General features: G+C 63.1%; 22 protein-coding genes. 9 read left to right on the forward strand and 13 right to left on the reverse strand.

The window, feature by feature from the left end; genetic code table 11:
* Positions 1-201: 201 nt before the first annotated feature.
* The 5 genes from NKI85_RS14455 (at position 202) to NKI85_RS14475 (ending at position 4,420) form a co-directional block, all read left to right on the forward strand.
* On the forward strand, positions 202-1,431 hold the full coding sequence (locus NKI85_RS14455) for an ROK family transcriptional regulator (protein ID WP_352525586.1): 1,230 nt from the start codon (positions 202-204) through the stop codon (positions 1,429-1,431).
* 2 nt (positions 1,432-1,433) lie between these two features.
* Positions 1,434-1,880, forward strand: a complete 447-nt coding sequence (locus tag NKI85_RS14460) for an RbsD/FucU family protein (RefSeq protein ID WP_352525585.1) — start codon at positions 1,434-1,436, stop codon at positions 1,878-1,880.
* Complete coding sequence (locus tag NKI85_RS14465; protein WP_352776849.1) at positions 1,877-2,800, forward strand: carbohydrate kinase family protein; 924 nt, start codon at positions 1,877-1,879, stop codon at positions 2,798-2,800. The genes NKI85_RS14460 and NKI85_RS14465 overlap by 4 nt, the downstream gene beginning before the upstream one ends.
* A gap of 252 nt (positions 2,801-3,052) precedes the next feature.
* The gene (locus NKI85_RS14470) at positions 3,053-4,195 is read left to right on the forward strand and encodes a DegT/DnrJ/EryC1/StrS family aminotransferase (RefSeq protein WP_352776850.1); all 1,143 of its coding nucleotides are present in this window, start codon (positions 3,053-3,055) and stop codon (positions 4,193-4,195) included.
* Between the two features lie 18 nt (positions 4,196-4,213).
* A complete protein-coding gene (locus NKI85_RS14475; RefSeq protein ID WP_352525580.1) occupies positions 4,214-4,420 on the forward strand; it encodes a hypothetical protein in 207 nt (68 codons plus the stop codon).
* Between the two features lie 22 nt (positions 4,421-4,442).
* Here the strand turns inward: NKI85_RS14475 and NKI85_RS14480 are convergent, their stop codons facing one another.
* Together NKI85_RS14480 and NKI85_RS14485 are read right to left on the reverse strand one after the other, a co-directional pair.
* Positions 4,443-4,847 (reverse strand): type II toxin-antitoxin system VapC family toxin, encoded by a 405-nt coding sequence (locus NKI85_RS14480; RefSeq protein WP_352525579.1) that lies wholly within the window; start codon positions 4,845-4,847, stop codon positions 4,443-4,445.
* Positions 4,844-5,077: an AbrB/MazE/SpoVT family DNA-binding domain-containing protein gene (locus NKI85_RS14485; protein ID WP_023679294.1), complete on the reverse strand. Its 234-nt coding sequence runs from the start codon at positions 5,075-5,077 to the stop codon at positions 4,844-4,846. The genes NKI85_RS14480 and NKI85_RS14485 overlap by 4 nt, the downstream gene beginning before the upstream one ends.
* Before the next feature lie 251 nt (positions 5,078-5,328).
* Here NKI85_RS14485 and NKI85_RS14490 point away from each other — a divergent pair, with 251 nt between their 5' ends.
* Positions 5,329-6,348: an LLM class flavin-dependent oxidoreductase gene (locus NKI85_RS14490; RefSeq protein ID WP_352776851.1), complete on the forward strand. Its 1,020-nt coding sequence runs from the start codon at positions 5,329-5,331 to the stop codon at positions 6,346-6,348.
* A 38-nt stretch (positions 6,349-6,386) separates the two neighbouring features.
* Here NKI85_RS14490 and NKI85_RS14495 read toward each other — a convergent pair whose 3' ends face one another.
* From NKI85_RS14495 to NKI85_RS14505, 3 genes are all read right to left on the reverse strand, one after another.
* Entirely contained in the window at positions 6,387-6,869 is a 483-nt protein-coding gene (locus NKI85_RS14495; protein WP_352525576.1) for an RES family NAD+ phosphorylase, read from the reverse strand.
* Positions 6,866-7,300 carry an antitoxin Xre-like helix-turn-helix domain-containing protein gene (locus NKI85_RS14500; protein WP_352776904.1) on the reverse strand — a complete coding sequence of 145 codons (435 nt, stop codon included), beginning with the start codon at positions 7,298-7,300 and terminating at the stop codon, positions 6,866-6,868. Before NKI85_RS14500 ends, NKI85_RS14495 begins: the two co-directional genes overlap by 4 nt.
* 71 nt (positions 7,301-7,371) lie before the next feature.
* Positions 7,372-7,998 (reverse strand): CDP-alcohol phosphatidyltransferase family protein, encoded by a 627-nt coding sequence (locus tag NKI85_RS14505; protein WP_352776852.1) that lies wholly within the window; start codon positions 7,996-7,998, stop codon positions 7,372-7,374.
* A gap of 354 nt (positions 7,999-8,352) precedes the next feature.
* Between NKI85_RS14505 and NKI85_RS14510 the strand changes: the two genes are divergently transcribed.
* Complete coding sequence (locus tag NKI85_RS14510) at positions 8,353-8,781, forward strand: phosphatidylglycerophosphatase A family protein (RefSeq protein ID WP_352776853.1); 429 nt, start codon at positions 8,353-8,355, stop codon at positions 8,779-8,781.
* Positions 8,782-8,887: 106 nt separating this feature from the next.
* A complete protein-coding gene (locus NKI85_RS14515; protein ID WP_352776854.1) occupies positions 8,888-9,964 on the forward strand; it encodes a tartrate dehydrogenase in 1,077 nt (358 codons plus the stop codon).
* A gap of 154 nt (positions 9,965-10,118) precedes the next feature.
* Here NKI85_RS14515 and NKI85_RS14520 read toward each other — a convergent pair whose 3' ends face one another.
* From NKI85_RS14520 to NKI85_RS14540, 5 genes are all read right to left on the reverse strand, one after another.
* Positions 10,119-10,208 carry an aromatic-ring hydroxylase C-terminal domain-containing protein gene (locus NKI85_RS14520; protein ID WP_352776905.1) on the reverse strand — a complete coding sequence of 30 codons (90 nt, stop codon included), beginning with the start codon at positions 10,206-10,208 and terminating at the stop codon, positions 10,119-10,121.
* 192 nt (positions 10,209-10,400) lie between these two features.
* On the reverse strand, positions 10,401-11,579 hold the full coding sequence (locus tag NKI85_RS14525) for a hypothetical protein (protein ID WP_352776855.1): 1,179 nt from the start codon (positions 11,577-11,579) through the stop codon (positions 10,401-10,403).
* A 54-nt stretch (positions 11,580-11,633) separates the two neighbouring features.
* Positions 11,634-12,641: a succinylglutamate desuccinylase/aspartoacylase family protein gene (locus tag NKI85_RS14530; protein WP_352776856.1), complete on the reverse strand. Its 1,008-nt coding sequence runs from the start codon at positions 12,639-12,641 to the stop codon at positions 11,634-11,636.
* Positions 12,642-12,650: 9 nt separating this feature from the next.
* Positions 12,651-12,995, reverse strand: coding sequence for a RidA family protein (locus NKI85_RS14535; RefSeq protein ID WP_352454257.1), 345 nt, complete (start codon positions 12,993-12,995; stop codon positions 12,651-12,653).
* A gap of 49 nt (positions 12,996-13,044) precedes the next feature.
* The gene (locus NKI85_RS14540; RefSeq protein WP_352776857.1) at positions 13,045-14,364 is read right to left on the reverse strand and encodes an alanine racemase; all 1,320 of its coding nucleotides are present in this window, start codon (positions 14,362-14,364) and stop codon (positions 13,045-13,047) included.
* A gap of 77 nt (positions 14,365-14,441) precedes the next feature.
* Here NKI85_RS14540 and NKI85_RS14545 point away from each other — a divergent pair, with 77 nt between their 5' ends.
* Positions 14,442-15,383 carry an amidohydrolase family protein gene (locus NKI85_RS14545; protein WP_352525566.1) on the forward strand — a complete coding sequence of 314 codons (942 nt, stop codon included), beginning with the start codon at positions 14,442-14,444 and terminating at the stop codon, positions 15,381-15,383.
* Here the strand turns inward: NKI85_RS14545 and NKI85_RS14550 are convergent.
* From NKI85_RS14550 to NKI85_RS14560, 3 genes are read right to left on the reverse strand one after another with little or no spacing between them, the layout of a single operon-like run.
* A complete protein-coding gene (locus tag NKI85_RS14550; protein ID WP_352776858.1) occupies positions 15,357-16,328 on the reverse strand; it encodes an ABC transporter permease in 972 nt (323 codons plus the stop codon). The two genes, NKI85_RS14545 and NKI85_RS14550, sit on opposite strands and share 27 nt — an antisense overlap.
* On the reverse strand, positions 16,325-17,290 hold the full coding sequence (locus NKI85_RS14555; protein WP_352776859.1) for an ABC transporter permease: 966 nt from the start codon (positions 17,288-17,290) through the stop codon (positions 16,325-16,327). The genes NKI85_RS14550 and NKI85_RS14555 overlap by 4 nt, the downstream gene beginning before the upstream one ends.
* On the reverse strand, positions 17,287-18,795 hold the full coding sequence (locus tag NKI85_RS14560) for a sugar ABC transporter ATP-binding protein (RefSeq protein WP_352776860.1): 1,509 nt from the start codon (positions 18,793-18,795) through the stop codon (positions 17,287-17,289). Before NKI85_RS14560 ends, NKI85_RS14555 begins: the two co-directional genes overlap by 4 nt.
* Positions 18,796-18,811: the final 16 nt, after the last annotated feature.

Below are 18,811 nucleotides of genomic sequence, written 5' to 3' on the forward strand. Positions count from 1 at the left end.
AGACAAGCCATGCAGCACCGGGCCACCCGGAGCCATCATGCAGGCGTTCGCGCACTCTTCCCAGTCGAGCGCCCTTATGCTGACGAAACACCAATCGCGATCGCCTGTCAATAATTAAATCACTCTTATTTATTATTGACAGCCTTGCATCGTTCCCCCATTCTGACCCAAAAGCATTGAGGGTAACGACGGAGGAACAGGGTGGAGACCGGCATTGCGAGGCACGGTTCGCCCGAGGCAGCCGAAAGCCATATTCACCGCGGAACCAACCAGAGCGGCATGCGGGACCACAATGAGCGGCTGGTGCTGTCGCTGGTGCGCCAGCACGGCAGCTTGGCCAAATCCGACATTGCACGCATGACGGGCCTTTCGGCGCAGACGGTCTCGGTCATCATGCGCGAGCTGGAGGAGGACGACCTGCTCGTCCGCCAGGCGCCGTTGCGCGGCAAGATCGGCCAGCCCTCGATCCCGATGGCGCTCAATCCCGACGGCGCCTATTTCATCGGCCTGAAGATCGGCCGCCGCAGCGCCGAGCTGGTGCTGATCGATTTCCTCGGCAACGTACGCTCGATGCTGCAGCATTCCTACCGCTATCCGGCGCCGCGCGAGACGGTGGAATTCGTCACAAGCGGCATGAAGAAGATGCGCGGCGAACTCACCCCGGCGCAGGACAAACGCATTGCCGGGCTTGGCATCGCGATGCCGTTCGAATTGTGGAACTGGGCCGACACCGCCGGCGCGCCGCGCGAAATCATGGACGAATGGCGCCATCGCGATATTCGCGGCGACATCCAGGCGCAATGCGAATTTCCAGTCTATCTGCAGAACGATGCCACCTCGGCCTGCGGCGCCGAGCTCGTGTTCGGCCAGACGGCGGGCGCGGCGCGCGATTTCGTCTATTTCTATATCGGCGCCTTTGCCGGCGGCGGCATCGTGCTGAACGGCCGGCTTTTTGGCGGCCCAACCGGCAATGCCGGCGCGCTGGGCTCGATGCCGGTGCCCGGGCCGGACGGCAAGCCGACGCAATTGATCGACGTGGCCTCGATCGCCACGCTGGAAAAGGCGCTCAACGCGCGTGGCGTCGAGGCGTCGCATCTGTGGACCTCGCCGCAGGACTGGGGCGAGATCGGCGCCGAGCTCGACGACTGGATCGCAAGCGCCTCGCAGGCGCTCGCCTATGCCATTGTTGCGGCGTCCTCCGTCATCGATTTCGAAGCCGCGGTGATCGACGGATGGATGCCGCTCGGCGTGCGCAGGCGGCTTGTCGATGCGGTCATCCAGGCCATCGGCAGGATCGACGGCGAAGGCCTGCGGCTTCCAGCCGTTCGCGAGGGAACGGTCGGCATCCATGCGCGGGCGCTGGGTGGTGCCAGCCTGCCGCTATCGGAGCGCTTCCTCATCGGCTCGACCACGATTTCCCGGAGCTTCTGAGCATGCTGATCGGCATCCCGGCGCTGCTCGGCCCGGAGCTTCTGGCGATATTGCGCGCAATGGGCCATGGCGACGAGATCGCGCTGGTCGACGGCAACTACCCGGCCGAGCAACAGGCACAACGGTTGATCCGCGCCGACGGTCATCATCTCGTCCCGGTGCTGGATGCCGTATTGAGCGTGTTGCCTGTCGACGACGCCGTGCCGCAGGCGCTGTTTCGCGCCTCGGCCAAAGGCGATCCCCTGCTCGCCGATCCGGTTCATCATGAGATCGAAGCGATCTGCGCCAGACGTGCGCCGGGCCGCAAGGTGGTTGCGCTTGCCGGCCCCGACTTCTATGCACGGGTCAAGGCCGCGCACGCGATCGTCGCGACGAGCGAGCCGCGGCTCTACGCCAACATCATCATTCGCAAGGGCGTGATCTATCCGCCGGAAAGCAACAATTCATGATTCTCTGCTGCGGCGAAGCCCTGATCGACATGCTGCCGCGCACCACAACCGACGGCGAGCCGGCCTTTGCCCCCTATGTCGGCGGTGCCGTGTTCAACACGGCAATTGCGCTCGGCCGGCTTGGCGCGCCGGCCGGCTTCTTCTCCGGCCTGTCGTCGGATCTGTTCGGCGGCCAGCTCAGGGAGGCGCTGGGGGCCAGCAAGGTCAGCTCGACCTATGCGCACACCTCACCACGACCGACCACGCTTGCCTTCGTGCGGCTCACCAACGGCCAGGCGACCTACACGTTCTACGACGAGAACACGGCCGGGCGCATGCTGACCATCGAGGACCTGCCGGAACTCGGCAGCGAGATCGAGGCGATGCTGTTCGGCGCCATCAGCCTGATCTCGGAACCCGCCGGATCGGCCTATGAGGAGTTCATGCGGCGCGAGCACGAGCACCGCGTGACGATGCTCGATCCCAACATCCGGCCAAACTTCATTCTCGACAAGGCCAGGCACCTCAGGCGCATCCGCAGCATGATGGCGATGGCCGATATCGTGAAACTGTCGGACGAGGATTTGAACTGGTTCGGCGAAGCCGGCTCGCATGAGGACGTCGTCCGCAACTGGCTGGATCGCGGCCCAAAGCTGATCGTCGTCACCCACGGCAGCGAAGGCGCGGTCGGTTACAGCAGCCAGCACCGGGTCACGGTCGTGCCGGACAAGGTGAAGGTGGTCGATACCGTCGGCGCCGGCGACACGTTCAATGCCGGCATTCTTGCCTCCTTGCACGAGCAGGGCCTGCTATCGAAGACGGCAATCGCCAGCCTGCCGGAAGAAGCCATCCACAAGGCGCTGACGCTCGGCGCCAAAGCCGCGGCGGTGACGGTATCGCGGGCCGGCGCCAACCCACCGTGGCGGCATGAAATCGCCTGACCGGCTGACAACAGCCTCATGGACTGCTTGCCGGCGATCACTTTATGTTTCGCCCAGCTGGTGAGGCGGGATACAAAGGCCACATCAGCAGGCCGAATCCCGGATTTCCCCGCGTTTAAGAGGGCAGATCGGAAATCAGAGGTAACAGGCTGCGACACTTGAGCAATTCTGGGTTTTGCCCTGCGGCTTTCTCGGCCGTGCCAAGTCTGCTACCAGCGGCCGGTTATCTGGCTAAAACCGTTTGAGGCCGACATGCAGTTCATCGATCTTGGCGCGCAGCGCGAACGCATCCGCGACAGGCTGAAGGCGGCAATCGACCGCGTCGTCGACGAGGGCCGCTATATTCTGGGGCCTCAGGTCACCGAATTCGAAAACAAGCTCGCCGCCTATATCGGCACCAAGCATGTGGTCGCTTGCGCCAACGGCACGGACGCGCTGCTGCTGCCGCTGTTTGCTGCCGGCATCGGCCCGGGCGATGCGGTGTTCGTGCCGAGCTTCACCTTTGCCGCCACAGCCGAAGTGGTGGCGCTGACCAAGGCCGAACCGGTGTTCGTCGACGTCGATGCCGACAGCTACAATATCGACATCGCCAGTCTCGCGGCGGCGATCGCCATGATCAAGGCGGAAGGCCGGCTGAAGCCGAAGGCGATCATTCCCGTCGACCTGTTCGGCCTCGCCGCCGATTACGAGGCGATCGTGGCCATCGCCAACCGGGAAGGCCTGATGGTCATCGAGGATGCGGCGCAGGCGACCGGCGGCTCGGCTGACGGCAAGATGTGCGGCTCGTTCGGCACCGTCGGCTCAACCAGCTTCTATCCGGCAAAACCGCTCGGCTGCTACGGCGACGGCGGTGCGATGTTCACCAATGACGGTGCGCTGGCCGAACAGCTGCGCTCGTTCGCCTTCCACGGCAAGGGCGAAACGCAATACGACAATGTCCGCGTCGGCATCAACTCGCGGCTCGACACGCTGCAGGCGGCGATCCTGATCGAGAAGCTGGCCATTCTCGAAGACGAGATGGTGGCAAGGCAAGCGGTCGCCAATCGCTATGCCGAAGGTCTCGGCGATATCGTCAAGGCGGCGCGTAATCTGGGCGGCGGCCGCTCGGCCTGGGCGCAATACGCCATCGAAACGCCGAAGCGCGACGGGCTCAAGGCACATCTCGGCGATAAGGGCATTCCGTCGGTCATCTACTATGTGAAACCGTTGCACAGCCAGCTCGCCTATCGCGATTATCCGCGCACGCCGACCGGTCTTGCGGTTTCGGAAGACCTGCCAAAGCGCATCCTGTGCCTGCCGATGCATCCCTATCTGAGCGAGGCCGACCAGGACCGGATCATCGAAACGATCCGTAACTATATCGGTTCGAATTCGGCGCATGTGGCGGCAGCATAAATTCGAAAGTTTCAGAGAGTGGTCGCGGATTACATCGACGAGTTCATCATGTTCTGCGCCGGGTTGTGGATGGCTGGCGTCGGCTTTGGATTTCTCGCGGACCCCTCTCAAGCTCGACCCGGCCAGCAGCAAGCATGGTGGACCAACTTTGGGACCCACTTTAAATGGATGGGACCGCTCTTGATCCTAATCGCGATATTGCTCGCGTTCGCGGCACCTTCCTAGCGGACCGTGTTCGGCGGGCTATTCACGAGTTTGGTGTGATCAGCTTGAGCGACGGAAAGTAGGTACGGTAGCGGCCAACGTCGCGCGTGAGTAGCGGCAGCCCATTGACGGCGGCATGAGCACCGATGAAGAAATCAGGCAGCACGCCGGTGCGCAATCCCCCCGATCTCCGGTACTGCGTAAAAACCTTTCCCGCGAGGAACAGTGCTGCCCGTGGCATAGGAGCCACTTCGAGACCAGCTTCATCAACAAAGGCGTCGAGATCCTCGATGCGCTCGTATCGGACGGCAAGCTCTGCATAGACAGCATCGTTGATCAATAACGGGCCATTCAGGCTTTGCGCCTCAAGCTGGGCGATCGACCAGTCCGCCCAGTCCGGATCGTCCGTAACAAGATCAAGCAGAACGTTGGTGTCGACTAGCGTCACACGTCGCCACGCGTCAGTGCCATGATCGCGGCGGTACCGAGGCCCTTGCCGGCATGGCCGCGCAATTTCGCGAAGCGGCTCGCGGGCTGCTTCTTGTCACTTCGCGTTATCACGACGCTGCCGTCATCGGCGCGGCGGAAATCGACTCCGCTGCCCGGAACAATCCCAAGCAGTTCGCGAACCGGCTTTGGGATGGTCACCTGTCCCTTGGCTGTGACTTTGGTGGTCATGTTCACACCTCGGTAATACCAACAGCCAACAAGGTATTACCGGTCATGGTGGATTTCAACCGCTATATCCACATTCATCCCGCCATTCGCGATCACACGTTCGCCTTCAGAACTGCCAAAACTCCTCCCCTGCCCTTCTCCACAAATCTGCCGGAGCGGCTTTGAAGATTCCCGTCAGGGCGGAATTTTGGGATGCTTTGCTCCGCGCCGAAGCATAATCTGCATCTGTCTCCCTCTAAGCTGGCTCTCTTATGAAGAAGATTGGTTTTCTCTCGTTCGGGCATTGGACGCCCTCGCCGCAATCGCAGACGCGGACAGCAGCCGACGCGCTTTTGCAGTCCATCGACCTGGCCGTCGCCGCCGAGGAACTGGGTGCGGACGGCGCGTATTTCCGCGTGCATCACTTCGCCCGCCAACTCGCCTCGCCGTTCCCGCTGCTGGCGGCGGTTGGCGCAAAGACCAGCCGTATCGAGATCGGCACGGCGGTCATCGACATGCGCTATGAGAACCCGCTCTACATGGCCGAGGACGCTGGCGCAGCCGATCTGATCGCCGGAGGGCGTCTGCAGCTGGGCATCAGCCGCGGCTCGCCGGAGCAGGTGATCGACGGATGGCGCTACTTCGGCTATGCTCCGCAAGAGGGTGAGAGCGATGCCGACATGGCCCGGAGACACACCGGAGTGCTGCTCGAACTGTTGCTGGGCAAAGGCTTTGCCCAGCCCAATCCGCGGCCGATGTTTCCCAATCCGCCCGGCCTGCTGCGCGTCGAACCACACTCGGAGGGCCTGCGCGAGCGCATCTGGTGGGGCGCCGCCACAAACGCCACCGCAGAATGGGCGGCGAAACTGGGGATGAACCTGCAGAGTTCCACGCTCAAATTCGACGAAGGCGGAAAGCCATTTCACATCCAGCAGGCCGAACAGATCCGGGCTTTTCGCGAGGCCTGGAAGGCGGCCGGTCACACGCGCGAGCCGCGTGTGTCGGTCAGCCGGAGCATTTTTGCCCTAGTCGACGATCGCGACCGCGCCTATTTCGGCGGCAATGAGAGCGGAGATCAGTTCGGTTACATCGAGGCAGACAGGCGCGCCGTGTTCGGCCGCTCCTACGCCGCCGAGCCGGACGTGCTCATCGAACAGCTAAAGGGCGACGAAGCCATTGTGGAGGCCGATACGCTGCTGCTTACCGTTCCTAACCAGCTCGGCGTCGACTACAACGCCCATGTCATCGAGGCGATCCTGACCCATGTCGCTCCGGGCTTGGGTTGGCGCTAACGCGATGTGTTGAGTAGAAACCTGCCCCTCTGCCCGGCTCAGGAGCCGAACAGGCGGCTATCCCAGTATACGGGTTGATGCAGGCTGGCTGTGATCAGGGAAAACTCCCGATGGGCCGGATTGAGCAAAACGTTGTTGTCGAGGCGAGCGACGACGCTTGGCACGATCAGGATCGCGCTGCGGCGCTCGACACACCATGTCTCACCGAATTCCTTGCTAACCGTTGCCGGCATCATGTCCCATCCGGGCAACGACGGCTGAGAAAAGATTTCGTAGCTCAGCCCGCGCGGAAGCATGATCTGGATGTAATGCTGGTTGGGCGGCAGTCTGCCGCTGCCGTGCACCAGCTTTTCCAGCAAGGCCGTCGAATAATGCTCGCTGGTGTAGATCAACGGGCTGCCGGGCGTGTTCCAGCGGCCAGGCGCTATCGTCGAGCCCGTCGCATCGAAGATCGGATATGTGCCGGCTGGATCACCGATCCTGAAGCACTGCAGAGTGCGATCGAGTATCTGCGCCGTCAAGCAGCGGTGCCGTACTTCAGGCCTGAAAGGATATCGAGCACCAGTTCGGCACCGATCTCGCTTTGAATGACCACGTCGATCGGGCGCCGGTCTTCCAGCATGGGATGAGGCCGAAACAGAAAGTCACGAGCCTCACCTTCGATCTGCCAAACGTCGAGCGCCAGGTTCCATACGCGCGCCACCCGCGCCACCCGCATGCCCTCTTCCGACGAGAGTCGAAGAGCACCTCTCTTGCGGCGCTCATAAGTTGCCTTTGGGACGAGGCGATATTTGAATTGGGTATCGGCCGGTGCCAGCAATTGTGAGACGCGTTCAAGCGCACCCAACGGCAATCCGTGTTCGATTCGAGCCATCAGTCCGAATGGCGACCGTGCAGCCGTCTCCTTGGGCGGCAGCCCCAGCACGTCGGCTATATTTCCAAATGCCAACATCACTGCTCTCCATTCATGTGAAGCATGATATAGCCTCATGTGAGGCCAAATGCAAGTATTTTCCTGCGGTCTCACGGCTGCTTCCCGTCCGCCCGTTTGAGCATCGCACATGCGCGACTGATCCGTTGCAGCGCTGTGGCGTTGGCCAGCACCGCGTACAGCGCCAACCCTCCCGCCAGAATCCACGGCGAAGCGGCCCCCATGGCGGTTGCGACCCCGTCGGCGGCGAGCAGCACGCAAATGAACACCAGACGTTCCATCCGCTCGAAGAAATCCGGCCACCCGTAGTTTTCGACAGGGATTTCCAGCGCCGTCCGCGCCTTGGCATAGCTCGTGAGAATGCCGCCGGCGAACGCGAACATTGCGATCGCCCACAGATCGGCGACCCAGCCTATTGCCGCAAAGACCGCCAGTTCCTGGTACCGGTCGACCATTGCGTCGAAATAGCCACCGGCCTTGGTGATCATATCCCTCCGGCGGGCGACCGCGCCGTCCAGGGCGTCGAAGGTGAAGGCAAACGCCAGGCACAGGCCGAAGGCCACGCTTGACTGGTGGTACAGGTAGGCACCCGAGGACAGCGCGACGAGCACGAACCCGCCGGCCGTAACCTGGTTCGGTGTCATGCCGATCGCGATCAGCGGAGAGGCGGCCTGCTCCCACAGCGGGTCGATGCGACTTTTCATGAGACCGGCGATCATGGATGACTCGGCTCCTCTGATGATGTCGTTTCACGGAGCTTTACCAGCAATTTGCGGGTTTGTTCCACCGTCGCTACCGTTCGACTTGGTCAACGCGGGCGCAGAACCGGGCTCGGCAACGTTCTCAACTCGCCGCAACAGCGATTTCTTTTGGCGAATGCGGCCAACGGATTAAGGTGCTTGCCAAGCTGACGGCGAAACAGAACGTCCGGGCACAGCGACAACTGCCCGATGGCATTTCACCGTTTGGGCAATGCCCTTGTGACGGTTGTGCAAATCGACCGCGGTCTGGCGGCAGCAGCCGAACGATGTGACTATGATGCTTGCCATCCGTGGGAAGCCGGCCGAAACTCGATGCATAAATTTCCACCCAAGCTCGCCTACCTGCTCGCAACCTCTGTCGGCGCAGGATTGTCTCCAATATGGCCGGGCACGGCCGGCGCAATGGTTGGAGTGGCTGTTGCAGCGGCTCTGATACCTGCATCGCCTTGGCTGACCGTGCTTACCTATGCGGCCCTATTCGCCGTCGGCGTATGGGCGTCGTCGCACGTTGTCACCCGTACCGGGACGGAGGACCCGCAGATCGTCGTCATTGATGAAACCTTCGGCGCCGCCGTGACACTTTCCATGCTGCCGCTCGACCCGCTGTGGTGGGCAGCAGGCTTCCTTGCTTTCCGGTTTTTCGACGTCGTCAAGCCTTGGCCCATCCGTATCGCGCGGCCGGCATCATGCTGGACGACGCGGCTGCGGCTGTGGCCGCCGGGGTGCTGCTGCTCCTGCTGAACGGCTTGATTGACCATTTGCCTTAACGGCGACATTCGGTCTCGACTGCCAACGGCCAGGACGATGGTCCATGGGAGTTTAGCAGCACAAGGGGAGGACCGGACCAATGCGAAGCTATAGAATCGCAGCCATTCCAGGCGATGGGATCGGCAAGGAAGTCGTAGCAGCCGGCCTTCGTGCGCTGGCCGCCTGCGCCACGCGCGACGGTGGTTTCAATCTCGAAGTGCAGCACTTCGACTGGGGCTCGGACTACTACAAGGTCAACGGCGTGATGATGCCCAAGGAAGGCACTGAGCGGCTGAAGGCCTTCGACGCGATCTATTTCGGCGCCGTTGGCGCGCCCGACGTGCCTGACCATCTGACGTTGTGGGGGCTGCGGCTCGCGATCTGCCAGCCCTTCGACCAATATGCCAACGTCCGCCCGACCCGCATCTTGCCCGGTATCGAGAGCCCGCTTCGTGGTGTCGCGGCAGGCGATCTCGACTGGGTCATCGTCCGGGAGAATTCGGAAGGCGAATACGCCGGTCAGGGCGGGCGCTCGCATCTCGGCCTGCCCGAGGAAGTCGCCACCGAGGTCTCGATCTTCACCCGCACCGGCGTAACACGCATCATGCGCTTCGCCTTCGAGATGGCGCGGTCACGGCCGCGCAAGCTGTTGACCGTGGTCACCAAGTCGAACGCCCAGCGTCACGGCATGGTGCTGTGGGACGACATCGCCCGTGAGGTCGCGGCCGATTTCCCGGATGTCGCATGGGACAAAATGCTGGTCGACGCAATGACGGTGCGCATGAGCCTCAATCCGCGCTCGCTCGACACCATCGTTGCCACCAATCTCCACGCCGATATCCTGTCGGATCTTGCGGCGGCGCTTGCCGGATCGATCGGCATCGCGCCGACTGCGAACCTCAACCCCGAGCGGCGGTTTCCGTCGATGTTCGAGCCGATCCACGGCTCGGCCTTCGACATCACCGGCAAGGGCATTGCCAATCCGATCGGCACGTTCTGGTCGGCGGTGATGATGCTGGAGCATCTTGGCGAGCCGACTGCCGCGGCGCGCCTGATGCGCGCCATTGAGCGCGTGACCGCGGACGCCTCACTGCACACGCCCGACCTCGGCGGAACCGCCACCACCGACAAGGTCACCGAAGCGGTTTGCGCGGCACTACTCGGCGACAACGAGTAGGAAAAGGAGCAAGCGCCTGGACATCGCTGTCATTCCCAGTGATGGCATCAGCAAGCAAGTCATGCCCGAAGGCGGCAGGCATCTGCACTCGCCGCCGCTCACCGATGGTGTTCGTGTGCCTGTGTGTGGAAACCGAACCCATCAAGTGTTTCGATCAGACCTGTACAGGATCAGGCACACCGTGCGTTGACCGCCACGCGACAAAGCCGTCCGGCCTGACCAAGGCGGCACCGCCGCTACGTATACTCGGAAGCGTATAAAGACTAAAATACGCTAGAGCCTATAATCTTCGATCCGCATGGACCTTCACGGCCATGCTTTCCAGCTTGTCCGGCCGCCGCCGGCCAATGTGACCGAAGCGAATAGTCGGCACGCTCATAAAGCTCCAAGGCAAAGCGAGGTCGGTCCTAGCAGACTGCGCCAACGGATCGGTTTTTCAAACGGATCGTGCGGCACTCACCCAATCGAGTCGTGCGGCAGGGACAAGGCCGTAATTGTAAAAATTGATGCCGTCGACATCCGGCGCCATCGCAGGTTTTACCTTGGCGGTGAGGATGTCGGGGCCTGCCATTTCCGGATAGAACAGCCGGTAGCCGGCGCCGAGGAATTTTTCCGCGCCAAGGGCTGCGCGTCCGGCCGCCATCAGTCTGGCGACATCGCCGGGCTGCATGTCGTAGGCACACAGGATTGCCCCGTCACAGACCTTGCCGAGCGCCGCGAGATCGCAGCCGCCAAGCCAACCGTCTTTCAAATCGATGATGACAACGCGGGTCGCCGGATCGGCCACCTCGCGCAGTTCGGCGAGCAGGCTGGTCACCGGTTCGAACCGCCACAGCAGGTAGCCATGGAGTTCCGGCCATGGCAAAAAAGTGTCGAGGCCGCTCCTCGGAAAATCTGGAAAGCGCCGTTCGGGCACGGCGCGCTCGCAGGTCTCGACGATCCATTGCCCGACGAGCTTGCGCGCTACTTGGCCGTCGACGCCGGCCCCGGCCGCGCGCGCAAGGCAGGACGGACAAAAACATATCGACAACAGAAAATCGTCTTCCGGCGTCAGCCCGACACCATCTTTCTCATGATGGTATTCGTGGGCGAAGCCCATGAAGGACGGGCTTTCGAGCTCGATCCTGTCCGGCTTGTAAGTGTGCGTAACGTCGGCGACCAGCGCGCGGACATAGGCGCGCGCATCCGGATGCGACGGACAGAGGTTGTAATAATTGGGATCGCCGAAGGCATTGCGGGTGACGGCCTGCGGATAAAGCATGCCGAGGCGGGTATTGTGCAGGCAGACCGTCCAGCACGAAACACCCAGCCCATTGGTGTCTCGTCTGCGGACAAGCTCGCCAAGCACGTCGCCGCCTTCGGAGATCACGTCCGCCACCTTGGGCTGGATGGCAAGGTCGGCCCAGTGTGCCGCGTCTGGCTTGAAATAGATGGTTCCGTCTTCCGGAAAATAGGCTTTCCGGCGCGGGCTGCGCGGCTGCAGGAACCGGCCAGCGTGATACGAAGTCGCCAGACTGATCATGTTGAGCCCGGCACGCTCGACAAGATCGCGCTCGACCGTCTCCAAGCCCAGATCCTGGACATCCCAAGGATAGGTCCACATGGAGAGTTGCATTGGTTATCCTCAGTCTTGATCCCGACATGGGCGTGTGGTCGGGAGGGCTTCTTATCAGTCGACCGGCTCGGCGACCTGCATGAGGCAGTCTCCCGCCTCGCACATCGTGTGCAGCCGGCGCGAAAGCACAATGCCGCTTTCGGCGAAGTGCAGGGCTTCCTCGGCGAGGTCGAGCCGTTCGAGGTCGTGGTACCAGCCCGCCAGTTGTTCGGCGTTCACGCTGTCGCCAAGCTTGACGGCGGGTTCAAACCAGCCGCGGCGGGTGGCATAGAGACCTTGGCTATGCCGCGAAAGCGAAAGCAGTCGCGTCGGCGCCGACGGCTTTGACTCCGCGCCAAGAACTGGCCCTTCAACCACGCCGAGCGCAATCAGCAGATTGTCGATCGCGCGGGCGGTAGTCTCCATCGTATCGACCGTGACAGTGCCACCGCCGCCGAATTCTCCGCTGACGCCGATGGCGCCGGCCCGGCGCGCCGCACCCATGGAGGTCGGTGAGGCCTGGCCGTTGTCGGCCACGAAGCCATATGGCATGCCGAGCGACAGCATCAGCTCCACCCCGCGCCTGTGACGTTCGGGATCGGCGTTGCGCTCGACAAGCGCGGTCGGCAGATGTTCCATCGAGGTGCCGCCCGAATGGATGTCAAAGACCACGTCGTGGCTGGGGAACAGCTCCGTCTCGAGGAAATTGGCAAGCCGGCTGGTCGGCGTGCCCGACGGGTCGCCGGGAAAGGCGCGGTTGAGATTGCCGCCGTCGAGCGGCGAGCAGCGCTTTGCGGCCATCACCGCCGGCACGTTCGCCATCGGCAGGATGGTGACGCGGCCCTTGATCCGCTTCGGATCGAGCCGGCGGATCAGCTTTGCCAGCGACAGCTCGCCCTCATATTCGTCGCCGTGATTGCCGGCCATTAGAAGCACCGACGGGCCTTTGCCGTTGCGGACAAGGCAGATCGGGACCTTGACCTGGAAATAGGGCGAACGGTCGATCGAAAACGGAATGCTGAGATGGCCGAGTGTCTTGCCGTGCCGGTCGAAGTCGAGCGTATGGCTGAGGCCGGTGTGCATGGCGGCGGCTCAGACAGCTGCGATCGCAGTGACCTCTATGCGGAGGTCGGGATCGGCCAGACGCGCCTCGACACAGGCGCGCGCCGGCAGGCGCGCAGGATCCACCCAGGCATCGTAGATGCTGTTCATGGCATCGAAATCGGCGATCTGCGGCAGGAAGATGTTGATCGCCACTAGCCTCGACTTGCTGCTGCCGGCCTCGACAAGGAGCGCCTCGACCTTGGAGAGCACGTCGCTCGTCTGACCCTCGATGCCGGCCTTGCGGTCGTCTGCCACCTGGCCTGCGATGTGCACGAGGCCGCCATAGACGACCGCCTGAGACATGCGGGAGCCGGACTGGAAGTACTTGATCATATCAGATCCTTTCGAGGTTCTCTTTTTTGGAATTGGCCGCGATATCTGGTCAGCCGAAATAGGTAGGAAAGGCGTGGCGGACATACCCGGCCGCGTCGGCGCCGAAGATCACGCGATAGCGATCGAGGCAGGTGCAGGGGTGCGAGATGCCGAATTCAACGACGTCACCAACGGCAATATCGTCGCCCGACGCAATTGTCAGGAAGGCGTGCTGGTCGTTGAGCTTGAAGACCTCGGCACGCGCTTTCGGCAGCTGCTTGCCGGAACGAAAGATGGTCACGACCGTCGGAAAGCCCTGGTCGAACGACACGTCGCGCATGCCCATACCGCAGATAGCAAGGCCGGGCTCCGGCCGCGACAGTACCTCGGCCCACAGGCGCAAAGCCGGATGGAACGAATTTCGTGCGGAAGCACTGACGCCGCCGATCGCAAAACCGTCGCGGGCATCGAGTGCGCCGAGCGACCTGTCGTAGACGCCATGGTCGTGAAAGAAGATGGCGCCGCTGCGCAGCACCAATGTGGCATTGCCGTCCCTGGAAACGAGGGGCGAAAGCGCTGCGACCACCTTGTCGAAGTACACCGAGCCGCCGGCGGTGACGATCAGCGGGGTGTCGCCGCCGACGCGGGCGCGGAGCCGCAGGAACATATCGGCTGTCATTGCCAACAGGGCGGATATCGCCTCATCGGTGCGGCCAGGATCGGCTTGCGCCGCGGCACCTTCGTAGGTTGCGACGCCGGCGATCAGCAGCCGCCCGCCGGCTGCTACAACCGCGTCGGCGATCGCCTCGGCTTCGCCGGTGGTCCGGGCGCCTGCCCTCCCCGCACCAAGTTCGACGAGCACGCGCAATGGCGGCAGCGTCGCATTGGCGCGCCAAGCTTCAGCAAGCGCATTCACGGCGTCGAAAGAGTCGGCAAAAACGTAGAACTCGGCGCTTGGCCAGGCGCCGACAAGGACAGCAAGTCGGTTCGCACCACCTGGTCCGCCGACCTCATTGGCGATGATCAGCCGAGAGAGCCCGGCTCTGAGCATCACTGTGGCCTGCCTTATGTCGGCGACGGTCGTGCCCCATGCTCCGGCCTCGATCAGGGACCGGGCAAGGTCAGGCGCCATCGGGGTCTTGGCATGCGGGGCGATCACGGCGCCCTGTTCTCGCGCATACCCCAGGAACAGATCACGATTGGCGATGAAGGCCTCCTCGTCGAGGGTCAACACCGGCAACGACATACGTCCATGCGCTGGATGCCAGCGCTCAGATGCGACAAGGCTGCTGTCCAGCCCGAGGGTGCCAGGCGGCACGCCGCGGATACGATCGTCGAGCAGGAAATTTTCACGGGTCGCGAGCGACAGTACGGGTGAGTTTTCGGTCATCCGATGCTAGTCCTTTTGCTGTCGCAGGATGAAGTCCGGATCGATTTTCGATGCCGGCCACACCATGAGAGAGATGCGTGCCAAAGCGTTACTCCGGACCGATCATCGATGCCCACCATCACCTTTGGGATCTCGGCCTCGGCCGCCATCCCTGGCTCACGCCCACGGCTGGCGAACGCGGCGGTCTGGGCGAGCTTGGCCCCTTGCGGCGAAACTACCTTCCTGAAGATTATTTGCGCGACGCCGGCCAGCACAATGTCGTCGCCACCGTCCATGTTGAAGCCGGTTGGGCCGGGGATGACTGCGCCGGTGAAACGCGGTGGCTTGAAACCCTCGACAAGTCGCGCGGCGTGGCCGCCCGTTATGTCGTTCACGTACCACTGGCGAACCGCCAAGCGCCGACGCTGGTCGAGGCGCAGGCGGCATTCGACCGTGTCGTCGGCATACGCGACATACTGAGCTGGGATCCGGATCCCGCCCGTCGTTTTGCCCCCCGTGACGGCATCATGGACGATCCGGCCTGGCGTGCCGGCCTGTCCCTGCTTAGGCGCCACCGGCTGGTTTTCGACCTGATGGTGTTTCCGCGCCAGCTCACCGGCGCGGCGCACCTCGCAGCGGCCTTTCCGGACCAGCTCTTTGTTCTCAACCATTGCGGCAGCCCGATCGATCGCGATGCGGACGGGATGCGGGTGTGGCGCGAAGGGCTGCGGCTTTTGTCGGAGCGCGAGAACGTCGCCATCAAGATATCGGATCTGGTCGCCTACGATCATGATTGGACGCTCGACAGCCTAAGGTCGGTTGTCATGCATTGCATCGACTGTTTCGGTACCCGGCGCGCGATGTTCGGCAGCGACTTTCCGGTCGCCGGCCTGCATGCATCGTTCGATGCGGTGTATGACAGCTTCAAGGCCATTGCAGGAGAGCTTTCCGCGGACGAGCAGACGGCACTGTTCTACGGCAATGCACGGCGCATTTATCGGCTGGACGATATGTCATCGGCGGGCCTGCTCTCTGCCTGAGAGAAGCAGCAGCCCTAGGATCAGCGACCCGAACAGAATACTGCGCCAGCCGGGCGATGCGTTGACGACGGTGATCAGCGCCGTGATCGTAACCAGCAGGATGGCGCCGGGGATGGTGCCGGCATAGGTGCCGAGCCCGCCGAGGATCGAGGTGCCGCCAAGCACCACGGCGGCAATCGAGGCGAGCAGATAAGGATCGCCGATACCGACATAGCCTTGTCCGTTCATGCCGAGGACCAACACACCGGCAAGTCCCGAACAGAAGCCGCTGATGCCGTAGACCGCGAGCGTGGTCGAGGCGACGGGAACCCCGGACAGCGCCGCGGCGAGCGGATTGGCGCCCATCGCGAATATCCGGGCGCCAAGGGATGTCGCATGCATCGTGGTCAGAACGATAACTGAAATGACCACCCACAAAAGCACGCCTGCCGGAATACCGACCGGCCGCGCATTGCCGAGCCAGCGGACCAGCGGGTTCTCGGCGGTCACGGCACTGCCGCCGGCGATGATGATCAGCAGACCTTGCAGGAATGTCGCCATCGCCAGTGTCATGATCATCGGATGAACGCGCAACAGCGCCACGCCCAGCCCGTTCACCAGGCCGATTGCGGTCGTCAGCGTGAGAACTGCAAGAACGGCGGTGAGCCCTGTCGGATCCGCCTGCCACGAAAGCAGCGGCAGGCTGACAGCGCTAACAGTGACGATCGCCGCGACGGAAAGGTCGATGCCGCCGGCAATCACCACGAAAGTTTGGCCCGCCGCAACCAGGCCGACCACCGCGCCCAATTCAACCAAATAGCGCAAATGCCCATAAGCGCCGAAGCCAGGTGAAGCGAAGCTCGCCGCGATCCACACCGCCGCAACTATAGCGATCGTAAGGAAGGGCCGGCTGCGCAGAATCGTCAGCGCGCGCCTGCCGCTCACGCTCTCTTTCCGTGCTGTCATTGCTGCACCTTGCGGAATTGCGGGATGGCGACCGCGCCGATGATGATGAGGCCCTGGGCGACATATTGGGCGACCGGCGTGAAGCCGAGGAAGAACATGACACTGATCATCAGGCTGAGCAGCAGGCTGCCCGCAAGAGCGCCGCGCATGGTACCCTGGCCGCCAAGGAAACCGATGCCGCCGAGCACTGCGGCGGCAATGGAATTCAGCGTGAACGCCGTGCCGATGACTGGATCGCCCGAACCCGTTTGCGCGGCGACGAACAGGCCGGCGCCTGTGCAAAGCAGGCCGCTAATCGCGTAGGCGGCGATTCGGGCACCGTCGACCGGCACGCTGGAGCGGTAGGCGCCGACGGGATTTTCGCCTGCAGCATAGATGCTCAAACCAAGCGGCGTGGCGAGATAGAGTTTCCACAGAAGCACGATGAGTACCAGCAGCACGAATGCCGCCGGCGTGTTGCCGGCAAGCAGGTCCGACAGCCACTCGGGTATGGCGCCGCCCGGCCTCGGCAGGATGAGCAGCGCAGCGCCGCCGATAATAAAGGAGCCAGCGAGCGTCACCACAATCGCTGGCAACCGAAGTTTCACGACGATGAACCCGATCGCGGCACCGATGCCGAGACCGGTCAGCGCCACCGCTGCGGCACCGCCGGCTACGCCCAGCGGTCCGGTCATCGTCGTCGCAGCGATCACCGCGCCCAGGCTGACCATTGCACCGATGGCCAGGCTTATACCGCCGGTGAGCATGAGGATCGCCTGGGCCATGGCGACCAGCGCCAGCGGAAACCAGCTCTGGGTGAATTTGGCGAAACCGGACGCTGTCAAGAGGCCGGGAAACAGGAAACCGTAGGCAATGACGAACGCCAGGACCACAGCGAACAGGCTGCGCACGCCGACATTGCGGCGCAGCTGAACCGGCCAGTAGAGTGCGCCGGCTTGGCTTGAGGATGCAACCGTGCTCATGCCGCAACTTTCTGCTGTTCGGCGCCCATTGCGGCGGAAACTATGGCTTCCTCGCTCAGTGCGTCGCGCTCGAGCATGGCCACGATGCGGCCTTCGCGGACCACGGCGACACGGTCGCAAAGGTGCACCAGTTCGGGTGTGTCGGAACTGAGCAGCACGATCGCCTTGCCGGCGGCGGCGAGTTTGCGAAGCATCATGTAGATCTCACGCTTGGTCTCGACATCGACACCGCGCGTCGGGTCGTTGAGGAGAAGCACAAGCGGATCGTGTGGCATCCATTTCGCCAGCGCGACCTTCTGCTGGTTGCCACCTGAGAGTGCCTGCGCCGGGCGGTCGAGGTCGCCCTTGATGGCAAGCTGGGCGGCGAGGCCCCTTGCCATATCGCGCTCGGCACGCCGGCTGCGCAGCTTCAGCGCCGGCAGCCTTGCGAAGGCGGGCAGCATCATATTGGTGATGATGGGATGGATCAGGTGCAGGCCTTCGCGCTTGCGGTCAGCCGGGACATAAGCGAGGCCGAGCGCATTGGCTTTCGGCACGCCGCCGGGCAAACCCGGAACACCGTTTACCGTCGCGGATACCGTCTTGGCGGGGATCGCGCCGTAGAGGCCAAGCAGCAGATCTTCCTGCCCCTGCCCGACCAGGCCGCCAATGCCAAGCACCTCGCCCGTCCTGATGTCGAGATCGACGTCGCGCATCAGGCCGGCCGAAAAATTACGAACCGAGATGGCGTCGGCCGGCGATGGCGAAGGCCGCCATCGTGGAAAGAGATCGCCGGGGTCGCGGCCGACCATCAGCCGTACCAGCCCGGCGGCATCGGTTCCTTCCAGCGAGCAGTCCGCCGTGCAGGTCCCGTCCTTGAGCACGGTGACATGCTGGCACAGCGTCATCACCTCGTTCAGTCGGTGTGAGATATAGAGAATAGCGATGCCCTCGCCCCGAAGCCTCCCCAGCAGGTCGGTGAGGATTTTTGTCTCAGTTGCCGATAGCGATGAGGTGGGTTCGTCGAGAATGAGCACGCGCGGCCGGCGGTAAAGCGCCTTGGCGATCTCCACCATCTGCCGGCGGCCGAGCGACAGGTGCCCCACCGGCGTAGATAGCGGTTCGTAAAGCCCGACAAGATCGCATGCGGCCCTGGCCCGGACGGCAAGCTCGTTGTAGTCGATCAAGCCGAACCGCTTGGGATAGGCGCCGAGCCCGATGTTTTCGGCAATGGACAGGCTGGCTGTCAGGCTGAGTTCCTGCTGGACAACGGCGATCCCGGACTGTCGCGCATTAGCGGGGGTCATGCGCGAGACCGGGCGCCCATCGACCTCGATCGCCCCGCCGTCCGGGCGCAAGGCGCCGGACAAAAGGTTGATCAGTGTCGACTTACCTGCGCCGTTCTCGCCCAGCAGCGCATGCACGCGGCCCGGCTGGAGAGCGATGGAAACGTTGCGCAGAACGGGGTTGCCGAAGAAGGACTTCGACACCCCCCGCGCGGCGAGAAGCGGAGCCGTGGTTGTCAATGCTACAACCCTTCAG

This window comes from Mesorhizobium sp. M0571 (assembly GCF_040320985.1).
Lineage (GTDB): Bacteria > Pseudomonadota > Alphaproteobacteria > Rhizobiales > Rhizobiaceae > Mesorhizobium.

What these genes read in the sequence shown, in the direction of transcription:
- NKI85_RS14525 (WP_352776855.1), bottom strand. Translation starts at nt 11,579, where the DNA reads ATGCAACTCTCCATGTGGACCTATCCTTGGGATGTCCAGGATCTGGGC.
- NKI85_RS14490 (WP_352776851.1), top strand. Translation starts at nt 5,329, where the DNA reads ATGAAGAAGATTGGTTTTCTCTCGTTCGGGCATTGGACGCCCTCGCCG.
- NKI85_RS14485 (WP_023679294.1), bottom strand. Translation starts at nt 5,077, where the DNA reads ATGACCACCAAAGTCACAGCCAAGGGACAGGTGACCATCCCAAAGCCG.
- NKI85_RS14460 (WP_352525585.1), top strand. Translation starts at nt 1,434, where the DNA reads ATGCTGATCGGCATCCCGGCGCTGCTCGGCCCGGAGCTTCTGGCGATA.
- NKI85_RS14515 (WP_352776854.1), top strand. Translation starts at nt 8,888, where the DNA reads ATGCGAAGCTATAGAATCGCAGCCATTCCAGGCGATGGGATCGGCAAG.
- NKI85_RS14540 (WP_352776857.1), bottom strand. Translation starts at nt 14,364, where the DNA reads ATGACCGAAAACTCACCCGTACTGTCGCTCGCGACCCGTGAAAATTTC.
- NKI85_RS14510 (WP_352776853.1), top strand. Translation starts at nt 8,353, where the DNA reads ATGCATAAATTTCCACCCAAGCTCGCCTACCTGCTCGCAACCTCTGTC.
- NKI85_RS14555 (WP_352776859.1), bottom strand. Translation starts at nt 17,290, where the DNA reads ATGAGCACGGTTGCATCCTCAAGCCAAGCCGGCGCACTCTACTGGCCG.
- NKI85_RS14465 (WP_352776849.1), top strand. Translation starts at nt 1,877, where the DNA reads ATGATTCTCTGCTGCGGCGAAGCCCTGATCGACATGCTGCCGCGCACC.
- NKI85_RS14505 (WP_352776852.1), bottom strand. Translation starts at nt 7,998, where the DNA reads ATGATCGCCGGTCTCATGAAAAGTCGCATCGACCCGCTGTGGGAGCAG.
- NKI85_RS14500 (WP_352776904.1), bottom strand. Translation starts at nt 7,300, where the DNA reads ATGTTGGCATTTGGAAATATAGCCGACGTGCTGGGGCTGCCGCCCAAG.
- NKI85_RS14470 (WP_352776850.1), top strand. Translation starts at nt 3,053, where the DNA reads ATGCAGTTCATCGATCTTGGCGCGCAGCGCGAACGCATCCGCGACAGG.
- NKI85_RS14550 (WP_352776858.1), bottom strand. Translation starts at nt 16,328, where the DNA reads ATGACAGCACGGAAAGAGAGCGTGAGCGGCAGGCGCGCGCTGACGATT.
- NKI85_RS14535 (WP_352454257.1), bottom strand. Translation starts at nt 12,995, where the DNA reads ATGATCAAGTACTTCCAGTCCGGCTCCCGCATGTCTCAGGCGGTCGTC.
- NKI85_RS14530 (WP_352776856.1), bottom strand. Translation starts at nt 12,641, where the DNA reads ATGCACACCGGCCTCAGCCATACGCTCGACTTCGACCGGCACGGCAAG.